At 69.2% G+C, this 14,418-nt stretch carries 13 protein-coding genes; 9 read left to right on the forward strand and 4 right to left on the reverse strand.

The annotated features are described in order from the left end of the window. The first annotated feature begins 109 nt into the window (after positions 1 to 109). From G6N48_RS27940 to G6N48_RS17130, 4 genes are all read left to right on the forward strand, one after another. Entirely contained in the window at positions 110 to 661 is a 552-nt protein-coding gene (locus tag G6N48_RS27940; protein ID WP_197745594.1) for a hypothetical protein, read from the forward strand. Between the two features lie 52 nt (positions 662 to 713). Beyond that, a complete protein-coding gene (locus tag G6N48_RS17120) occupies positions 714 to 1,946 on the forward strand; it encodes a radical SAM/SPASM domain-containing protein (protein WP_232066647.1) in 1,233 nt (410 codons plus the stop codon). A 358-nt stretch (positions 1,947 to 2,304) separates the two neighbouring features. Then, positions 2,305 to 3,108 (forward strand): mycofactocin-coupled SDR family oxidoreductase, encoded by an 804-nt coding sequence (locus G6N48_RS17125; protein ID WP_085271055.1) that lies wholly within the window; start codon positions 2,305 to 2,307, stop codon positions 3,106 to 3,108. Between the two features lie 101 nt (positions 3,109 to 3,209). Further along, a complete protein-coding gene (locus G6N48_RS17130; RefSeq protein WP_085271056.1) occupies positions 3,210 to 5,006 on the forward strand; it encodes an acyl-CoA dehydrogenase in 1,797 nt (598 codons plus the stop codon). Between the two features lie 45 nt (positions 5,007 to 5,051). Here G6N48_RS17130 and G6N48_RS17135 read toward each other — a convergent pair whose 3' ends face one another. Next, entirely contained in the window at positions 5,052 to 5,369 is a 318-nt protein-coding gene (locus tag G6N48_RS17135) for a DUF3761 domain-containing protein (protein WP_085271057.1), read from the reverse strand. Positions 5,370 to 5,669: 300 nt separating this feature from the next. Here G6N48_RS17135 and G6N48_RS17140 point away from each other — a divergent pair, with 300 nt between their 5' ends. Further along, entirely contained in the window at positions 5,670 to 7,547 is a 1,878-nt protein-coding gene (locus G6N48_RS17140; RefSeq protein WP_085271058.1) for a DUF7159 family protein, read from the forward strand. A gap of 40 nt (positions 7,548 to 7,587) precedes the next feature. Here G6N48_RS17140 and G6N48_RS17145 read toward each other — a convergent pair whose 3' ends face one another. Beyond that, positions 7,588 to 8,133 (reverse strand): TetR/AcrR family transcriptional regulator, encoded by a 546-nt coding sequence (locus G6N48_RS17145; protein ID WP_085271059.1) that lies wholly within the window; start codon positions 8,131 to 8,133, stop codon positions 7,588 to 7,590. Positions 8,134 to 8,322: 189 nt separating this feature from the next. Here G6N48_RS17145 and G6N48_RS17150 point away from each other — a divergent pair, with 189 nt between their 5' ends. The 3 genes from G6N48_RS17150 (at position 8,323) to G6N48_RS17160 (ending at position 11,482) form a co-directional block, all read left to right on the forward strand. Then, a complete protein-coding gene (locus G6N48_RS17150) occupies positions 8,323 to 9,543 on the forward strand; it encodes a cytochrome P450 (RefSeq protein WP_085271060.1) in 1,221 nt (406 codons plus the stop codon). Positions 9,544 to 9,644: 101 nt separating this feature from the next. Beyond that, positions 9,645 to 9,989, forward strand: a complete 345-nt coding sequence (locus G6N48_RS17155) for a DUF732 domain-containing protein (protein ID WP_085271061.1) — start codon at positions 9,645 to 9,647, stop codon at positions 9,987 to 9,989. Between the two features lie 98 nt (positions 9,990 to 10,087). After that, positions 10,088 to 11,482 (forward strand): xylulokinase, encoded by a 1,395-nt coding sequence (locus G6N48_RS17160; RefSeq protein ID WP_085271062.1) that lies wholly within the window; start codon positions 10,088 to 10,090, stop codon positions 11,480 to 11,482. Here the strand turns inward: G6N48_RS17160 and G6N48_RS17165 are convergent. Continuing rightward, complete coding sequence (locus G6N48_RS17165) at positions 11,479 to 12,975, reverse strand: bifunctional phosphatase PAP2/diacylglycerol kinase family protein (RefSeq protein WP_085271063.1); 1,497 nt, start codon at positions 12,973 to 12,975, stop codon at positions 11,479 to 11,481. The genes G6N48_RS17160 and G6N48_RS17165 overlap by 4 nt on opposite strands. A gap of 25 nt (positions 12,976 to 13,000) precedes the next feature. Between G6N48_RS17165 and G6N48_RS17170 the strand changes: the two genes are divergently transcribed. Next, a complete protein-coding gene (locus G6N48_RS17170; protein WP_085271064.1) occupies positions 13,001 to 13,750 on the forward strand; it encodes a hypothetical protein in 750 nt (249 codons plus the stop codon). Here G6N48_RS17170 and G6N48_RS17175 read toward each other — a convergent pair. Continuing rightward, a complete protein-coding gene (locus G6N48_RS17175) occupies positions 13,738 to 14,409 on the reverse strand; it encodes a GAP family protein (protein ID WP_085271070.1) in 672 nt (223 codons plus the stop codon). The two genes, G6N48_RS17170 and G6N48_RS17175, sit on opposite strands and share 13 nt — an antisense overlap. Positions 14,410 to 14,418 lie beyond the last annotated feature (9 nt).

The following is a 14,418-nucleotide window of genomic DNA, read 5'->3' on the forward strand; positions in this document are numbered from 1 at the left end:
CCACGGTGCACGCAGCGCTGATTCGGCGTGGCGGCGCAGGCCGTCGGCCTCGGCCCGGTTGGCCCTGATTGACATTGCCTTCGCCCGCCGCCGCGCCGATCATGGCTGCATGACAACAGCTCCGCAGTTCATCCTGACGTTCCGCGGCGTCGAGGTGGGCCGCTACGAGACGCCCGAGCGGGCAGTGGCGGCCGCCAGGTCGGTAATCGACACAGAGATAGGCTCCCGCCCCGGTGCCGCTGACCAGGAACCGACGGAGCTGCCGAGGATCGAATGGCAGCCGCCGCGCATGGCGTTCCCGTTCGACGCGGCGGGTTACTGGAGCTACCGAGCCCAGTCGCGCATGCGTGACGCGCAGCGTGCAGCGCCGCCACAGCCGACGGTCGGTCGACGCTTCGACCCGCCACCACCGCCCGCGCCCACTCGCTTCGATTCGCCGCAGGAACGCGGCATTGCCGGCGACGCGTCGATGCTGCCCCGGGGGCCGGATGCTTACGAACAGGCGCCTGTCTGCGGCGGTCCACCCCAGTGGGAATCTCCCCACCCCCCACCCCAACCGGTGTACGGAGGTCCTCCGCCATGGGCAACCGGTCGCCCCCCGGCGAAGGAACGGCAACCCAAACGGCGCTGGTTCGGCAAGAACCGTGACGAATCGAAGTGAGCCCGGCGTCCAGCGGCGGTTGAGCAGGCCGCCGGCACGGACCGCCTATGCGGTGTGGGAGTTGACGCTGGCATGCAACCTGGCCTGCTCTCATTGCGGATCCCGCGCCGGAAATGCCCGGCCGCATGAATTGTCCACGTCCGAAGCGCTCGACGTGGTAGACCAACTTGCCCAGGTGGGAATCGTGGAGGTGACCCTCATCGGCGGCGAGGCATTCCTGCGTCCCGACTGGCTGGAGATCGCCGCCGCAATCACCAACCGGGGGATGCGCTGCACGTTGACGACCGGTGGGTACAAGCTGAGTCCCACAACGGCACAACGCATGCGGGCCGCCGGCATCGTGCAGGCCTCGATCTCCATCGACGGGATGGAGCAAACCCATGATGCGCTACGCGGACGGAAAGGTTCCTGGCAGTCATGCTTTCGGACCGCCGAGCATCTGCAGTCTGCCGGCATAGCCGTCGCCTGCAACACCCAAGTCAACCGCCGAACGATCGTCGAAGTCCCGCTGCTCTACCAAGCGCTGCTCCAAGCGGGCACGACGGCCTGGCAACTGCAGCTGACTGTTCCGCTGGGGCGCGCCGCGGACCAGGCGGAGCTGTTGCTCCAGCCGTGCGAATTACTCGCGGTATTCGACGTTTTGGCCCGAGTGGCTGAACGGGCCGAAGTCGACGGAATGCGGGTATATGCGGCCAACAACCTCGGCTACCACGGACCGTACGAACAACTACTTCGCTCACCTGATGGCAACCAATCATGGCACGGCTGCCAAGCGGGCTTGTCCACCATAGGAATTGAGGCCGACGGCACCGTTAAAGGCTGCCCGTCGCTGCCGACCGCTGACTACAGCGGCGGCACAGTGCGAAGGCAACGCATCGCCGAAATGCTATCCAGTGCACCGGAAATGAACTTCAACCTGCTCAGCGAGCAGTCAGACCGGCGCGGTGAGCTGTGGGGGTTCTGCCGCACCTGCGCGCACGCCGACACCTGCCGAGGCGGATGCTCGTGGACTGCCCATACGCTCTTCGGCCGCCGCGGCAACAATCCCTACTGTCACCACCGTGCACTGGAATTGCAGCGGCAGGGTATGCGGGAGAGGTTGCTTCAGATTGAGCCAGCCATCGGCGTTCCATTCGATTACGGCCGTTTCACCGCGGTCACCGAATCCGACGACACGCCCTGGCCACACCACGCCCGCCCCCGGCTCAGCGCCCATGACATACAGTGGCCGGCTCCGCTGTTCGGGCAATCGCGGTTGGCCGGCGCCGCCGAGGGCGCCACATAGTCATGGATCGGAGTGTCCAGTCGAGTGCATGTCTGCGCGCGCGGATTGGCCGAGGGTACCCGGCGCGTACCCCGAACGCTACCGAACCACAGCTGCACGGGGCATCGAACCGCAAACGTGTGCGGAACGAACGGAAAACGCAGGTGCAATCCGTTTCGAGTTCGGTGACGTCGCTTAGGCCAGGCACTTTCGAGTGCCGTTCGGGACTGGAAATAGCTTCCCAAGCTGTACACGCGGGTTCGATTCGTCATCGGCTCCACGACTACCAGCGGCCGCTGAACCTGGTCCGCACCCGCCCCTGAACGTTTGCAAATTCGCCGCACGGCAGCGGCTTTCGGCTGGCTGATAGCGTCTTCCCATGGGTACTTTGGACGGGCGCGTGGCCCTGATCACCGGCGGGGCGCGCGGGCAGGGTCGTGCGCATGCGCTGGCGTTGGCGGGTGAAGGAGCCGACATCGTGGCCGCCGACGCCCCGGGGGCGATGAGCGGCCTGACCTATCCCCTCGGCACCGAGGACGACCTGCGGGAGACGGCGAAGCTCGTCGAAGCCCTGGGCCGGCGGTGCGTGCCGCTGGCTCTCGATGTCCGCGACGCGGCCGCGGTCGACGCCGCAGTCAAGCAGACCGTCGCCGACATGGGCAGCCTCGACATCGTCGTGGCCAACGCCGGAGTCGTCAGCACCGGGCTACTGGAAGACGTCAGCGACACGACCTGGCAACAGCTGGTGGACACGAACCTGACCGGCGCATTCCACACCCTGCGGGCGGCCATACCGGTGATGCGCCGCCAGCGCTTCGGCAGGATCGTCGTGACCTCCTCGATGGGAGGTCGCATGGGAATCCCCGAGCTGGCCGCATACAACGCCACCAAGTGGGGCGTCATCGGCCTCGCGAAATCCGCCGCCCTGGAGGTCGCCAAGGAGGGCATCACGATCAACGTCGTCTGTCCCACCACGACTCAAACCCCGATGGTGCAACCCCGCGGCGGCGATGACATACCCGACGACCTGGTGCGCCGGATGATGAAGGGCAATCCGATACCGCAGCCCTGGCTGCAGCCCGAGGACGTCAGCCGTGGGGTGTTGTATCTGGTCACCGATCCCGGGGTGATCACCGGAAGCGTCTTGGAGATCGGGCTCGGCGGCAGCGCGCGCATCCACTGATCGTCCGCTGAGCCTTCGCGAATTGCGCGGGAACCTCCCGCGACCGCCGACGTAATGTCGTCACCAGCACGTCATGCGGGTACGTCGCGGAGGAGGGCCTGGTGAAATCGATGCTGCTGTCGCGCCGCGACCTGGATTTCCTGCTGTTCGAATGGCTGCGAGTCGACGAGCTGACCAAGCGAGAGCGCTTCGCCGAACACTCGCGGGAGACGTTCGACGCGGTGCTCGACCTGTGCGAGCAGCTGGCGACGCGCTACTTCGCGCCGCACAACAAGAAGAACGACGCCAACGAGCCGACCTTCGACGGTGAGAAAGTGTCGCTGATCCCCGAGGTCAAGCAGGCCTGGGACGCCTTCGCGGAGGCAGACCTGATGGGGATGGCCCTCGACGTGCGGCTGGGCGGCGCCCAGCTGCCCGCCGCGGTCGCGCAGGCCGGCATCGCCTGGTTCTACGCCGCGAACGTCAGCACCTCCGGATACCTCATGCTGACGATGGCCAACGCCAACCTGCTGTCGCATTTCGGCAGCGACGACCAGATCGAGGCGTTCCTCAAGCCGATGCTCAGCGGACGGTTCTCCGGCACGATGGCGCTCTCCGAGACGCAGGCGGGCTCGTCGCTGGCGGACGTCCTGACCAGGGCCGAACCGCAGGACGACGGCACCTACCGGCTGTTCGGATCGAAGATGTGGATCTCGGGAGCAGAACACGAGCTGACCGACAACATCGTCAACCTGGTGCTCGCGAAGATCCCCGGCGGACCGGCCGGCACGAAGGGCATCTCGTTGTTCATCGTGCCGAAGTACCTTGTCGACGCCGACGGTTCGGTCGGCGAACGCAACGACGTGGTGCTGGCCGGCCTCAATCACAAGATGGGGCAGCGCGGGATCACCAACACGGTGCTCAACTTCGGTGAAGGGGCCTTCACACCGGACGGAAAGGCCGGTGCCGTCGGCTATCTCGTCGGCGAGCCGCACCGCGGCATCACCTACATGTTCACGATGATGAACGAGGCGCGCCTCGGTGTCGGGATGGGCGCAGTGGCGCTCGGCTACACCGGCTACCTCAAGTCCGTCGAGTATGCGCGCCAGCGTCCTCAGGGCCGGCCGGTGACGGCCAAAGACCCGTCCGCCCCGCAGGTACCGATCATCGAACACGCCGATGTCAAGCGAATGTTGTTGGCGCAGAAGGCTTACGTCGAAGGTGGCATGGCGCTGCTGCTGTTCTGCGCGAGGCTGGTGGACATCTCGCACAGCGCGGAATCCGACGACGAGCGCGAACACGCCACGCTGCTGCTCGACATGCTGACGCCCGTCGGCAAGAGCTGGCCGTCGCAATGGTGCCTCGAGGCCAACAACATCGCCATCCAGGTGCACGGCGGCTACGGATACACCCGCGAGTACGACGTCGAGCAGCACTATCGCGACAACCGCCTCAATCCCATCCACGAAGGTACGCACGGCATTCAGAGCCTCGACCTGCTGGGCCGCAAGGTGACCATGCGCGGCGGCGCGGGGCTCGCCGCCCTCGGCGAGGCGATCGGCCGAACCGTGACGGAGGCCGCCGCGCTGGGCGGCGAAACGGCCGAACAGGCAAGCGAACTCGGTGCGACGTGGCAGCGCCTGGTGTCGGTGACCGCGGCGATGTTCAGCTCGGGTGACGTCGAGGCGGCGCTGGCCAACAGTGTGATCTATCTCGAGGCGTTCGGGCACGTCGTGGTGGCGTGGATCTGGCTGCAACAGGTGATGGCGGCGCACGGCCGCGACGGGGACTTCTACGACGGCAAGCGCCAGGCCGCCCGTTACTTCTACCGCTACGAGCTTCCAAAAACCGGACCTCAGCTCGACCTGCTCGAGCGCCTGGACCGCACCACCTTGCAGATGTGCGACCGCTGGTTCTGAGTCCCTACCGCCGGGCCGGCCTCCGCCGGCGTCGAGTGTGGGCCGTCAGTTCGTGAGCCACCGACTCACGCCCCCATGTCCAGAACACGTACCGGTGTGATGGGTGCTGAAGGAGTAGTCGCCGTCTCGGCATTGCGCCGTAGCTCCGGGCGGCGGCCCGCTACCCACCAAACCCGGGGCACCGTTGGGTGGCAGCCCAGACGACGGGTCAGGAACGCACTGGCCACTCGAGTTTCGGTACATGCCCGCGCCGCAACTGGCCGACACAGTGGTCGGCCCGGGTGTCAAGATAGCTGGGGCGGCAGCGAACGTCGTCGCCGCAATCGCTGACGCGACGACGACCACCCGGATCCGAACGCGCATTGGTCACTCCGCACAGACTGAAATATCGCAGTTCCGACGACCTCCCGACAGGCCGGTGGTGAGCATAAGGGTCGGCCGAAGCAGATGAGGCGGATTTGAAGAATTTCGCTCCGCCGCGCGGCATCGGCGCTCCTCGCACTTTGCCGAGACCTTGGCTCGGCCGCCGCGCCCGGCACGCGCCGCTGAGTTCAGGTTGAACTTCTTAACGCCCACATAACTTCAGCAGGATCCCCATACAGGTTTCCCGGCGACGATCAGTTTGCGGCTCGCCGGCTGCGAACGTGTTCGGAGGCGTGGGTAATGGATATCGTGCTCGGGGTCTCGATGGCGCCAGATTCGGTTCACATGGTGCTGCTGCAAGGCGAAAACGCCGATGGCGCAACGATAGACGAGAGCGAGTTCACCGCCGACGCCGACGACGCGCCCACCTTCAGCACCACCGATCGAGTGGTCGCGGCCATCGTCGGCACTCGCGACGACGCCGCCGGAGCCGGCCTCGAGCTGTCGTCGATCGGGGTGGCATGCGCCGACGAGAGCGAGGCCGCCGTACTGCGCGACGCGCTGGCCTCCCACAAGGTCGAGAACGTGATGCTCGTGTCCGGATTTCTTGCGGCGACGGCTTTGACGCAATTCACCGGAGCAGCAATGGGTTACGAGGACACCGCGGTGCTGTTCGTGGAGCCCGGCAAGGCGACATTGGCCATTGTCGAGACGTCCGACGGCTCCGTCGCCGACGTCTCGACGCGACAGTTGAATTACGGGCGGGCGGAGAACGCCACCGCGGAGTTGACCGACATGATCGCGGGGCTCGACGAGTCGCCGACGCGCCCTGGCGGACTGCTCGTGGTCGGCTCCGGCGTGAACATCGCCGCGATCAAGTCCGCCCTCGAGGGGGTGACGTCGCTGGCGGTGAGCACGCCCGAGGAGCCCGAAACGGCTCTGGCCCGCGGGGCGGCCCTGGCGTCCGCGAGCGCGCCGCTCTTTACGTCGTCGACGGTCGCGCTGGCTTACGCACATGACGCCGGCACGGGCGCGCTACCGCAATACCTGAGCGTCACCGATGCGGAACTCGGCATCGACGACCTCGCCTACAGCGCCGTCGCCGACGACGAAGCCTGCGCCCCAACCGTTCTCATCGATACCGCAGACAAGGGCGAACCTCGGCGCCGACGGGTGTTGCTGCTGGGCAGTGCGGTGGCGGTGGCCGGAATCAGTGCTGCGCTGGCGCTGGAGGTGGCTTTCGGGGTCGGCCTGCGCGCTACGGTCGGCATGCTGCCCGCGCCCCTGCAGAACGTCATCGTCCCGGTCGAGCAGGCGCTCGCGCCCGCGCCGGGCCCGGTGGCTGCCACCAAGGCGATTGCGCCCAAGCCGTTGAGCGCGCCCGCCGCCGCACCAGCGCCGCCGCCAGCAGCCGCGGTGCCTGCCGCGCCGATTCCCGCCGCGCCGCCCCCCGTGGTGCCCGCGCCCGCGGCGCCGGCGCCCGTGGGCGTTCCGGTGGTGCCCGTTCCCGCGCGCGTTCCGGTGGTGCTGCCGCCGATAGCCCCCGCGGCGCCTCCCCCTCCGGCTCCGATCGTCATCCCGCCGGTAGCGCAACCGCCCGTGCCGCCGGTTCGTCGGCCCTATCCGCCGGTGAGCCCGCCCGTGGTCCTACCGCCGCACCCGTCACCGCCGGCGGCGCCACCGCCCGTCCACGTTCCACCGCCGCCGCCGCGCCGAACGCCGCCCGACCAAGGACCGGGAACCAATCCCGGCGACGGGCACCCCGGCAATTCCGACGGCGGCGGAAAGGGAGGCAACGGACCGGCTAACAGCCCCGGTGTGAGCCACGGCACTCCCGGCGGCACGCCGCCGGAGGGGGACGGGACACATGGCGGCGGGCCGCTCGGCGGAGGCGCTGACGCCGGTGGAGGGAGCCACGCCGGCGGCGGCGCGCCACCCGCCGACACCGGGCCGGCCGGCGGGGGCGAAACACGAGGTGGCGGTGGGCCGATCGGTGGCGGCGCCGATTCCGGTGGAGGGAGCCACGTCGGCGGCGGCGAGACGTCAAGCGGCGGAGCCAGTTCGGGCGGTGGCGTGAGCTCCGGCGGCGGCAGCAGCAGCAGCGCCGGCGGCAGCAGCTCGGGCGGCGGCAGCAGTTCGGGCGGCGGCGCTGAGAGTGGCGGCGGCGGCCACCACTAGGTGAGCCGTGACAGCCCGACCGAGCCGACGCGGCCGGTCACTACGTGAACGCGGGCGCCAGAAAACGCCGCAGCACCTCGTCCTCGTCACGGTCGTCGGCGACGGGCCAGTACGCCAGCGACAGCACCACGCGCACGATCCACTGCGCCGCTTGCGGATCGTCGTCGGTGATTCCGGTGAGCTCGGCGGCGAGATGCCGCAGGACCGGCGAGGCGTGCAGTTCACCCAGATCCGGGGCGTTGCCCGGGCCGGGCATCAGCCGCCGCAGCGGGTCCGACCGTATCTCCCGGAGCGCCACGGTGACCGCGTTGATGACCCGCTCGGGGCCCGTGAGGCCGTCGACGGCCCGGCGGACCTTCTCGATGATCCCCGCCGACAGGCGGATCAGCACCGCGTCCCGGATCTGGGCCTTGCCGCCGGCGTAGCGGTAGATGGTTGCGCGCGAACAGTGCACGCGCGCGGCCAGGGTGTCGATGTCGAAGGCGTCCAGGCCCTCGTGCACCACGAGGTCGGTTGCGGCGGCGTAGATGCGATCGGCTGCCGCCGCGCGGCGGTCGCCACCCACCACCCAGTCGTCTCGAACCAACGGTGTGCACCCCCGTGAGTAGTCGGACTTCCATCTTCTCAACCCTGAGACACAATGCGCCAGACGTTCCAGCATTCGCGCAGGTTGCCGGCCGTCGTTGAGACCGCCGCTCCGCGAGGCGGGCGCAGCGTTTTGCAACTTTGCCGGAGTCGGTTGACGCGACACGTCTTCGCCGCTCAGCGTGGAGAAATGACGTCGCTAGATGGTGGCCTCGGCCTCGCGCTGTTCGACGATCGGTTCATCCAGGACCCCCACCCGTTGTACGAGCAGATGCACCAGAGCGGGCACGTCCACCGCATCGGGGAGTCGGGCTTCTACGCGGTGAGCAGTTGGGACGCCGTCAACGAGGCGGTCGCGCGCTGCGCGGACTTCTCGTCGAACCTGACTGCGACCATGATGTATCAACCCGGCGGCGCGGTCACCACGTTCCAGGTCGGAGAGCTCGGTGGACCCACCCAGGCGTTGGCGACCGCCGACGAACCGGCACATTCGTTTCACCGCAAGATGCTGCTGCCGCAACTGGCAGCCAAGCGCATCCGCGGCTTCGAACCGTTCATCGCCGACACCGCCGCCCGCATCTGGGACGACCAGGCCGAGGCCGGGCGCATCGAATGGATGGGTGCGATGGCCAATCGGCTGCCCATGATGATCGTCGGGAGGATCATCGGCGTGCCCGACGCCCACGTCGACAAGCTCATCCGGTGGGGTTATGCCGCCACCCAGGTGGTCGAAGGTCTGGTGACCCAAGCCCAGCTGGATGCGGCCGGTGTCGCGGTGATGGAGCTCGGCGGCTACATCGCCGAGCAGTTCCAGCGCGCGGTGAGCGACCCCGGGGACAATCTGCTGGGTGACCTCGCCACCGCCTGCGCCTCGGGCCGGCTCGACGACCTGCCCGCGCTGGCCATGATGATCACGCTCTTCAGTGCGGGCGGCGAGTCCACGGCCAGCCTGATCGGTTCGGCGGCTTGGGTTCTGGCGACCCAGCCCGAGATTCAGCACCAGCTGCGCGACCACCCCGAACTGCTCGGGCCGTTTCTCGAGGAGGTGCTGCGCTACGAGCCGCCCTTCCGCGGGCACTACCGGCACGTCGTCAACGACACCGAATTGTGCGGCGTCGAATTGCCGGCCGGCTCGCGACTGTTGCTGCTGTGGGGAGCGGCCAATCGGGATCCGTCGCACTTCGACGATCCGCAGCGGTTTCTGCTCGACAGGCCGGCGGGCAAGGGACACATCACCTTTGGGAAGGGCATCCACTTCTGTGTCGGAGCCGCGCTCGCCCGCCTGGAGGCGACCATCGTGCTGGGCCTGCTCCTCGAACGTACGACGAACATCACCGCCACCGAGGTGGGAGCCTGGCTGCCCAGCCTGCTGGTGCGACGCCTGGAACGGCTGCGGCTCGCTTACCGGTGAGGCTCCGCTGAAAAATAGTTGCTGCGCGGCGTTCTCCCGGGCGCTTTGATATAGGGTGCGGCGTCCAGAGGCGGGCGTTCACCAGTCGAAGGAGAAGAACTATGGCGGCACACGGAACCTGCGGGCGGCTTTTGCGCACCGGGCTGTTGGGGGGCTCACTTCTGGCGGCCGGGGTCATCCTGGCCGGTCCGGCGGGCGCCGACGACGCCTCGTTCCTCAACGACATGCACAGCGCCGGCATCCACGCCGTCAACGGCGGCGACCCGGAGCTGTTGCAGATGGGCAGGGACCTGTGCCAGCAGCTGTCGTGGGGCGCCTCTCCGCAACAGCTCGAGGGCCTGGCGATCCAACGCTCGGACGCCGACCAGGGGACCGGCGGCATCAACGGCCGGCAGGCCGCCGACGTCGTCATCTACACGATGCGCGATCTCTGCCCCACCGCGTAGCCGTCGGCCGCGTTGAGCCGGGATGAAGCTGAGCGTAGGCGGCTCGGGCGACCCCGGCATCCCGGTACCCGCGCGACGTTGTGGGCGATGATCGAGACATGACCCTGGTCGCCGGCATCGACTCGTCGACGCAATCCTGCAAGGTGAGGGTCTGCGACGCCGCCACCGGCCGGGTGGTCCGCGAGGGCCGGGCCGCCCACCCCGAAGGCACCGAAATCGATCCCGCGGCATGGGAATCGGCCGCGCTGGAGGCGATCGCGGCCGCGGGCGGCCTCGACGATGTCGACGCGGTCTCCGTCGCCGCGCAGCAGCACGGCATGGTGTGCCTCGACGCGGCCGGTCACGTGGTGCGGCCCGCGCTGTTGTGGAACGACGTGCGCTCGGCCGACGCGGCCCGGACCCTCGTCGGTGAACTCGGCGGCGCGCAGGCGTGGGCGCGGGCCGTCGGTGTCGTGCCGCTGGCCGCCATCACGGTGGCCAAGCTGCGCTGGCTGGCCGACCACGAGCCGGACCGCGCCGACCGCACGGCCGCCGTCTGCCTGCCACACGACTGGCTGACGTGGCGGCTGCGCGGCGAGACCGACATCGCGACGCTGACCACCGACCGCAGCGACGCCAGCGGCACCGGCTATTACGACGCCGCCGCCGGCGGCTACCGTGCCGACCTCGTGGAACTCGCCCTGCGCGGCCGCCGTCCAGAGTTACCCACGGTGCTGGGCCCATCGGGTCAAACACGCGGTGGCGCACAGCTGTTCGGGGCCGGGCTCGGGGACAACGCCGCCGCGGCCCTCGGCCTCGACGCACAGCAGGGCGATGTGATCGTCTCGGTCGGGACTTCGGGCGTGGTGGCCGCCGTCACCGACGACCCGGTCCGCGACCATTCGGGATTGGTCGCGGGATTCGCCGACGGCACGGGCCACCACCTGCCGCTGGTGTGCACCCTCAACGGCGCGCGGGTACTGGATGCCGCCGCGGCGATGCTGCGGGTTGGCCACGACGAGCTGTCCGGGCTCGCACTCTCCGCCCCGCCGGGCAGCGCGGGACTGGTCCTGGTGCCGTACCTCGATGGCGAGCGAACCCCCAACCGTCCCAACGCCTCCGGGGCACTGCACGGCCTGCGGGTGGCCAACGCGACGCCGGCCAACCTGGCCAGGGCGGCCGTGGAGGGCCTGCTGTGCGCGCTGGCCGACGGTCTCGCACAGCTGACCTCGTGCGGCGTCGTCGCGCGCCGGATACTGCTGATCGGCGGCGGCGCCCAATCGCGGGCGTTGCGGCGGATCGCGCCTGCGGTGTTCGGGATGCCGGTGCTGGCGCCCGCCCCGGCGGAGTACGTCGCGCGGGGCGCGGCCCGGCAGGCGGCGTGGGCGCTGAGCGGCTCGGCGCTACCGCCGGCCTGGGCTCCAACCGAAAGCCGCGAATACAACACGGACCCAACACCCGAAGTGGCGCAACGCTATGCGCAGGTGCGTGACCTCACCGAGGGCGGCCCCTAGTCGGCGGGAAGTGGGCGAAAGACCTGCAAGGCTCGGTATTGCGTCGTGAAAGCCGCCTTCTGGCATGCATCGCCGACCTCGCCGTCGCGGGCGATCTCCGTCGGGCCGTCGACGGCGTGGAAGCTGAATTCCGGCACGTGCAGCTCGTGATAGAGCGGGCTGCGCTCGAGTCGGCCGAAGGCCAGGGCCGTCACGATACGCGTCTTGGCCCAGCGCCTGCCGGCCTCGAGCATGCGGACGTCGATCAGGCCGTCGTCCATCCGGGTGCGCCGTGACGGAGCGAAGCCCGTCGGCAGATACAGACAGTTTCCGACGAAGAACAGCGACGTCAGCAGGGTCTTGTTGTCGTATTGGATGCGGACGGGTTCGTCCGTGCGCAGCGTGTGCAGCATCGCGTAGAGGCCGGCCAGCGGCTTGCCGATGCGCTTCTCCAGCTTCTCGCGCTGCGCGACGAATGTCGGGTAGGCGCCGATGCTGGCGGTATTGAGGATCACCTGCTTCCCGTTGAGGCGCAACACGTCAACGCACGCCGCGCTCCCGGTGCGGATCGCCTCGACGGTCTTGTCGACGGTGCCACAACCGATGTCCTTGGCGAAGTGGTTGAGCGTGCCGGCGGGAAACACCGCAAGCGGCCGACCCGCCTCGACTGCCACGGCCGCCGCCGTCGCCACGGTGCCGTCTCCGCCGCCGACCGCCAGGACCTCCGCGCGCTCCGCGACATCACGCAGGACCTGCGCCGGGTCGTCGTCGGGGTCCAGCTCACGAATATCCGCTTTCGGCAATGCTTTTCGCACTTCGTCGACGACGCGGGCGCCCGTACCGCCGCCCGATTCCGGATTGATGACCAGAACCACGCCCGAACCGTCGGGCCGTTCCGGCGCCGCGATGCGCAAGGGTTCGGTTCCGGGCAGCGTCGTGTCGGGGATCGGCGGCACCAGGCGCCCGCCGAGGACCGCGATCCCCGCCCCGATGCCGAACCCGGCCAACACGTCGCCGGGATAATGCGCACCGGTTGCCACGCGAGACAACCCGACCAGGCCCGCCAGCAGCGCGAGCCCGAAGCCCACCGGCGCGTTCTCCAGCCCCACCCCGACGGCGAAGGCGGCGGCGCTGGCGGAGTGCCCCGAGGGCCACGAGTTCGATTTCGGACGGCGGCGCACGCGCCTCACCACGGGCACCGAATCGTAAGGGGGGCGCGGGCGACGGCGCGTCCGCTTGGCGACCTGGTTGGTCAGCAGGCTGGTGACGCCCAGCGTCGCCACGCCGCGAACCGCGCCGCGCTGCGCGCCGGGGCTCCCCGCGGCCAGCAGGCCGGCGGCGATGGCGAACCAGAGCTTGGAATGGTCGGCGGCGCGGGTCAGGGGCGGCATCACCGTGTCGAGCAGCGGGGTGGGAGTCTCGGCGATCGCGTCGAACAGTTCCCGATCCAGCGTGCCCAGCCCCCGGGTGACCTGCTTGATGCCGCGCGCGCGTCGCCTGGGCAGTTTGTTCATCGCATCCACCCTAATGTGTTGCCCAATGGCAAATCTCAACCAGGCCCCCGGCCACCACCAGAAGTGGCTCCGCAACGCCGAACGTCAGGGCGTGGCCGAGGATGTCGTGGACGAGATCGCCCGGCGGCACCACGTCACCCTCGAGAGCTTTCGCGTGCTCGACGGCATGGAGGAGATCAAAGATCCCGACGGCAAGTCCTTCTTCCTGCTCCCGCCGGGCGCCGGTGGGGACGACGCCCGCGCCGCGGCGCTGCTGACGTACGTCCTCAACGCGGGCACGGGTTACGGCAAGTCCGGCCCGACCGACTTCCCCCCGACCCCCTACGGTCCCGCCGAGGTGGCGCGAATCATCAAGCGGCAGCACGCAAACCGCTGGAGCTACAGCCGCGACGTCAGGTTCGTCCACCGCAACGGCGCCCGCCTGGTCACCACGCCCAACGGGATGTTGATGGGCACCGGCGGCAACGTGATCCAGCGGCAGTTCAGCCGGCGCGGCGGCACCACCTGGGGCGACATCTTCATGGTGAACACCGGCCGGGTCAGCGACCCCGCCGAGCGGCTGCGCCGACTCGTGTCATCGGGTCACGCCTGGCACAACCTGGGCCTGGATCGGGTACTGCATCACGAGGAGCGCCACTGCCGGCAGTGGGCGGCGAGGGGCTACGCGGGCATGATCGGAGCCTACGCCTGGGAGCTGTTGCGGGAGTTGGTGTTTCGGAAGATCAACCGGCTGGAGGCAGACGCGGGCCTGTCCGACGGCGGCTACAGGGCGTGAATCCCGTGGTAGAGCACCATCGCCCCGATCACCACGAGAACCACCGCCAGCAGCGCGGAGTTGTTCTTGTCCATCCAGTCTTTGAGCCGCCTCAGCGTGTCGTCAAGCCGGTGCCCGGCCGCCGCGTAGGCCAGTACCGGGATCGCGACGCTGGAGGCCGCGATGGCGACAAAGAATGCGGCGGCCACCCAGTCACCGACCAGGCCGAGCCCGCTGGTCCCGATGCCCAACCCGGCCGGGACGCAGATGAGCGCCACGTCCGGCCGCACCGCGGCCAGCGCGGCCCCGGTGAGCCCCGCGCGGGTCGGGGTGATGGTGGCGAACGACCGCATCCAAGCGGGCGACTCGGCATTGCCGCGCCGCGTGAGCCACTTGTAGATGCCGTAGGCGATCAGCGCCGATCCCAGGATCACGCGCAGCCACGACGACCACCTCGGCGGTGACTTGTCCAGGCCGCCGAGCAGCCCGGAGGCGGCGACCGACAGCGCGGTCAGCGCGGCCAGGCCCAGAAGCCAGCCCCCGAGGAACGCCAGGCTACTCGGCCGCGGCCGCGGCGCCTGCAGGACCAGCACGGCGGGGATGACCGTGATCGGAGAAAGGGAGATGACCAGCCCGAGCGGGACGAGCCCCGTGAGCACCGTGCCCCAGCTACCTGCCATGGGCAGCAA

It is taken from the genome of Mycobacterium parmense (assembly GCF_010730575.1).
GTDB lineage: Bacteria > Actinomycetota > Actinomycetes > Mycobacteriales > Mycobacteriaceae > Mycobacterium > Mycobacterium parmense.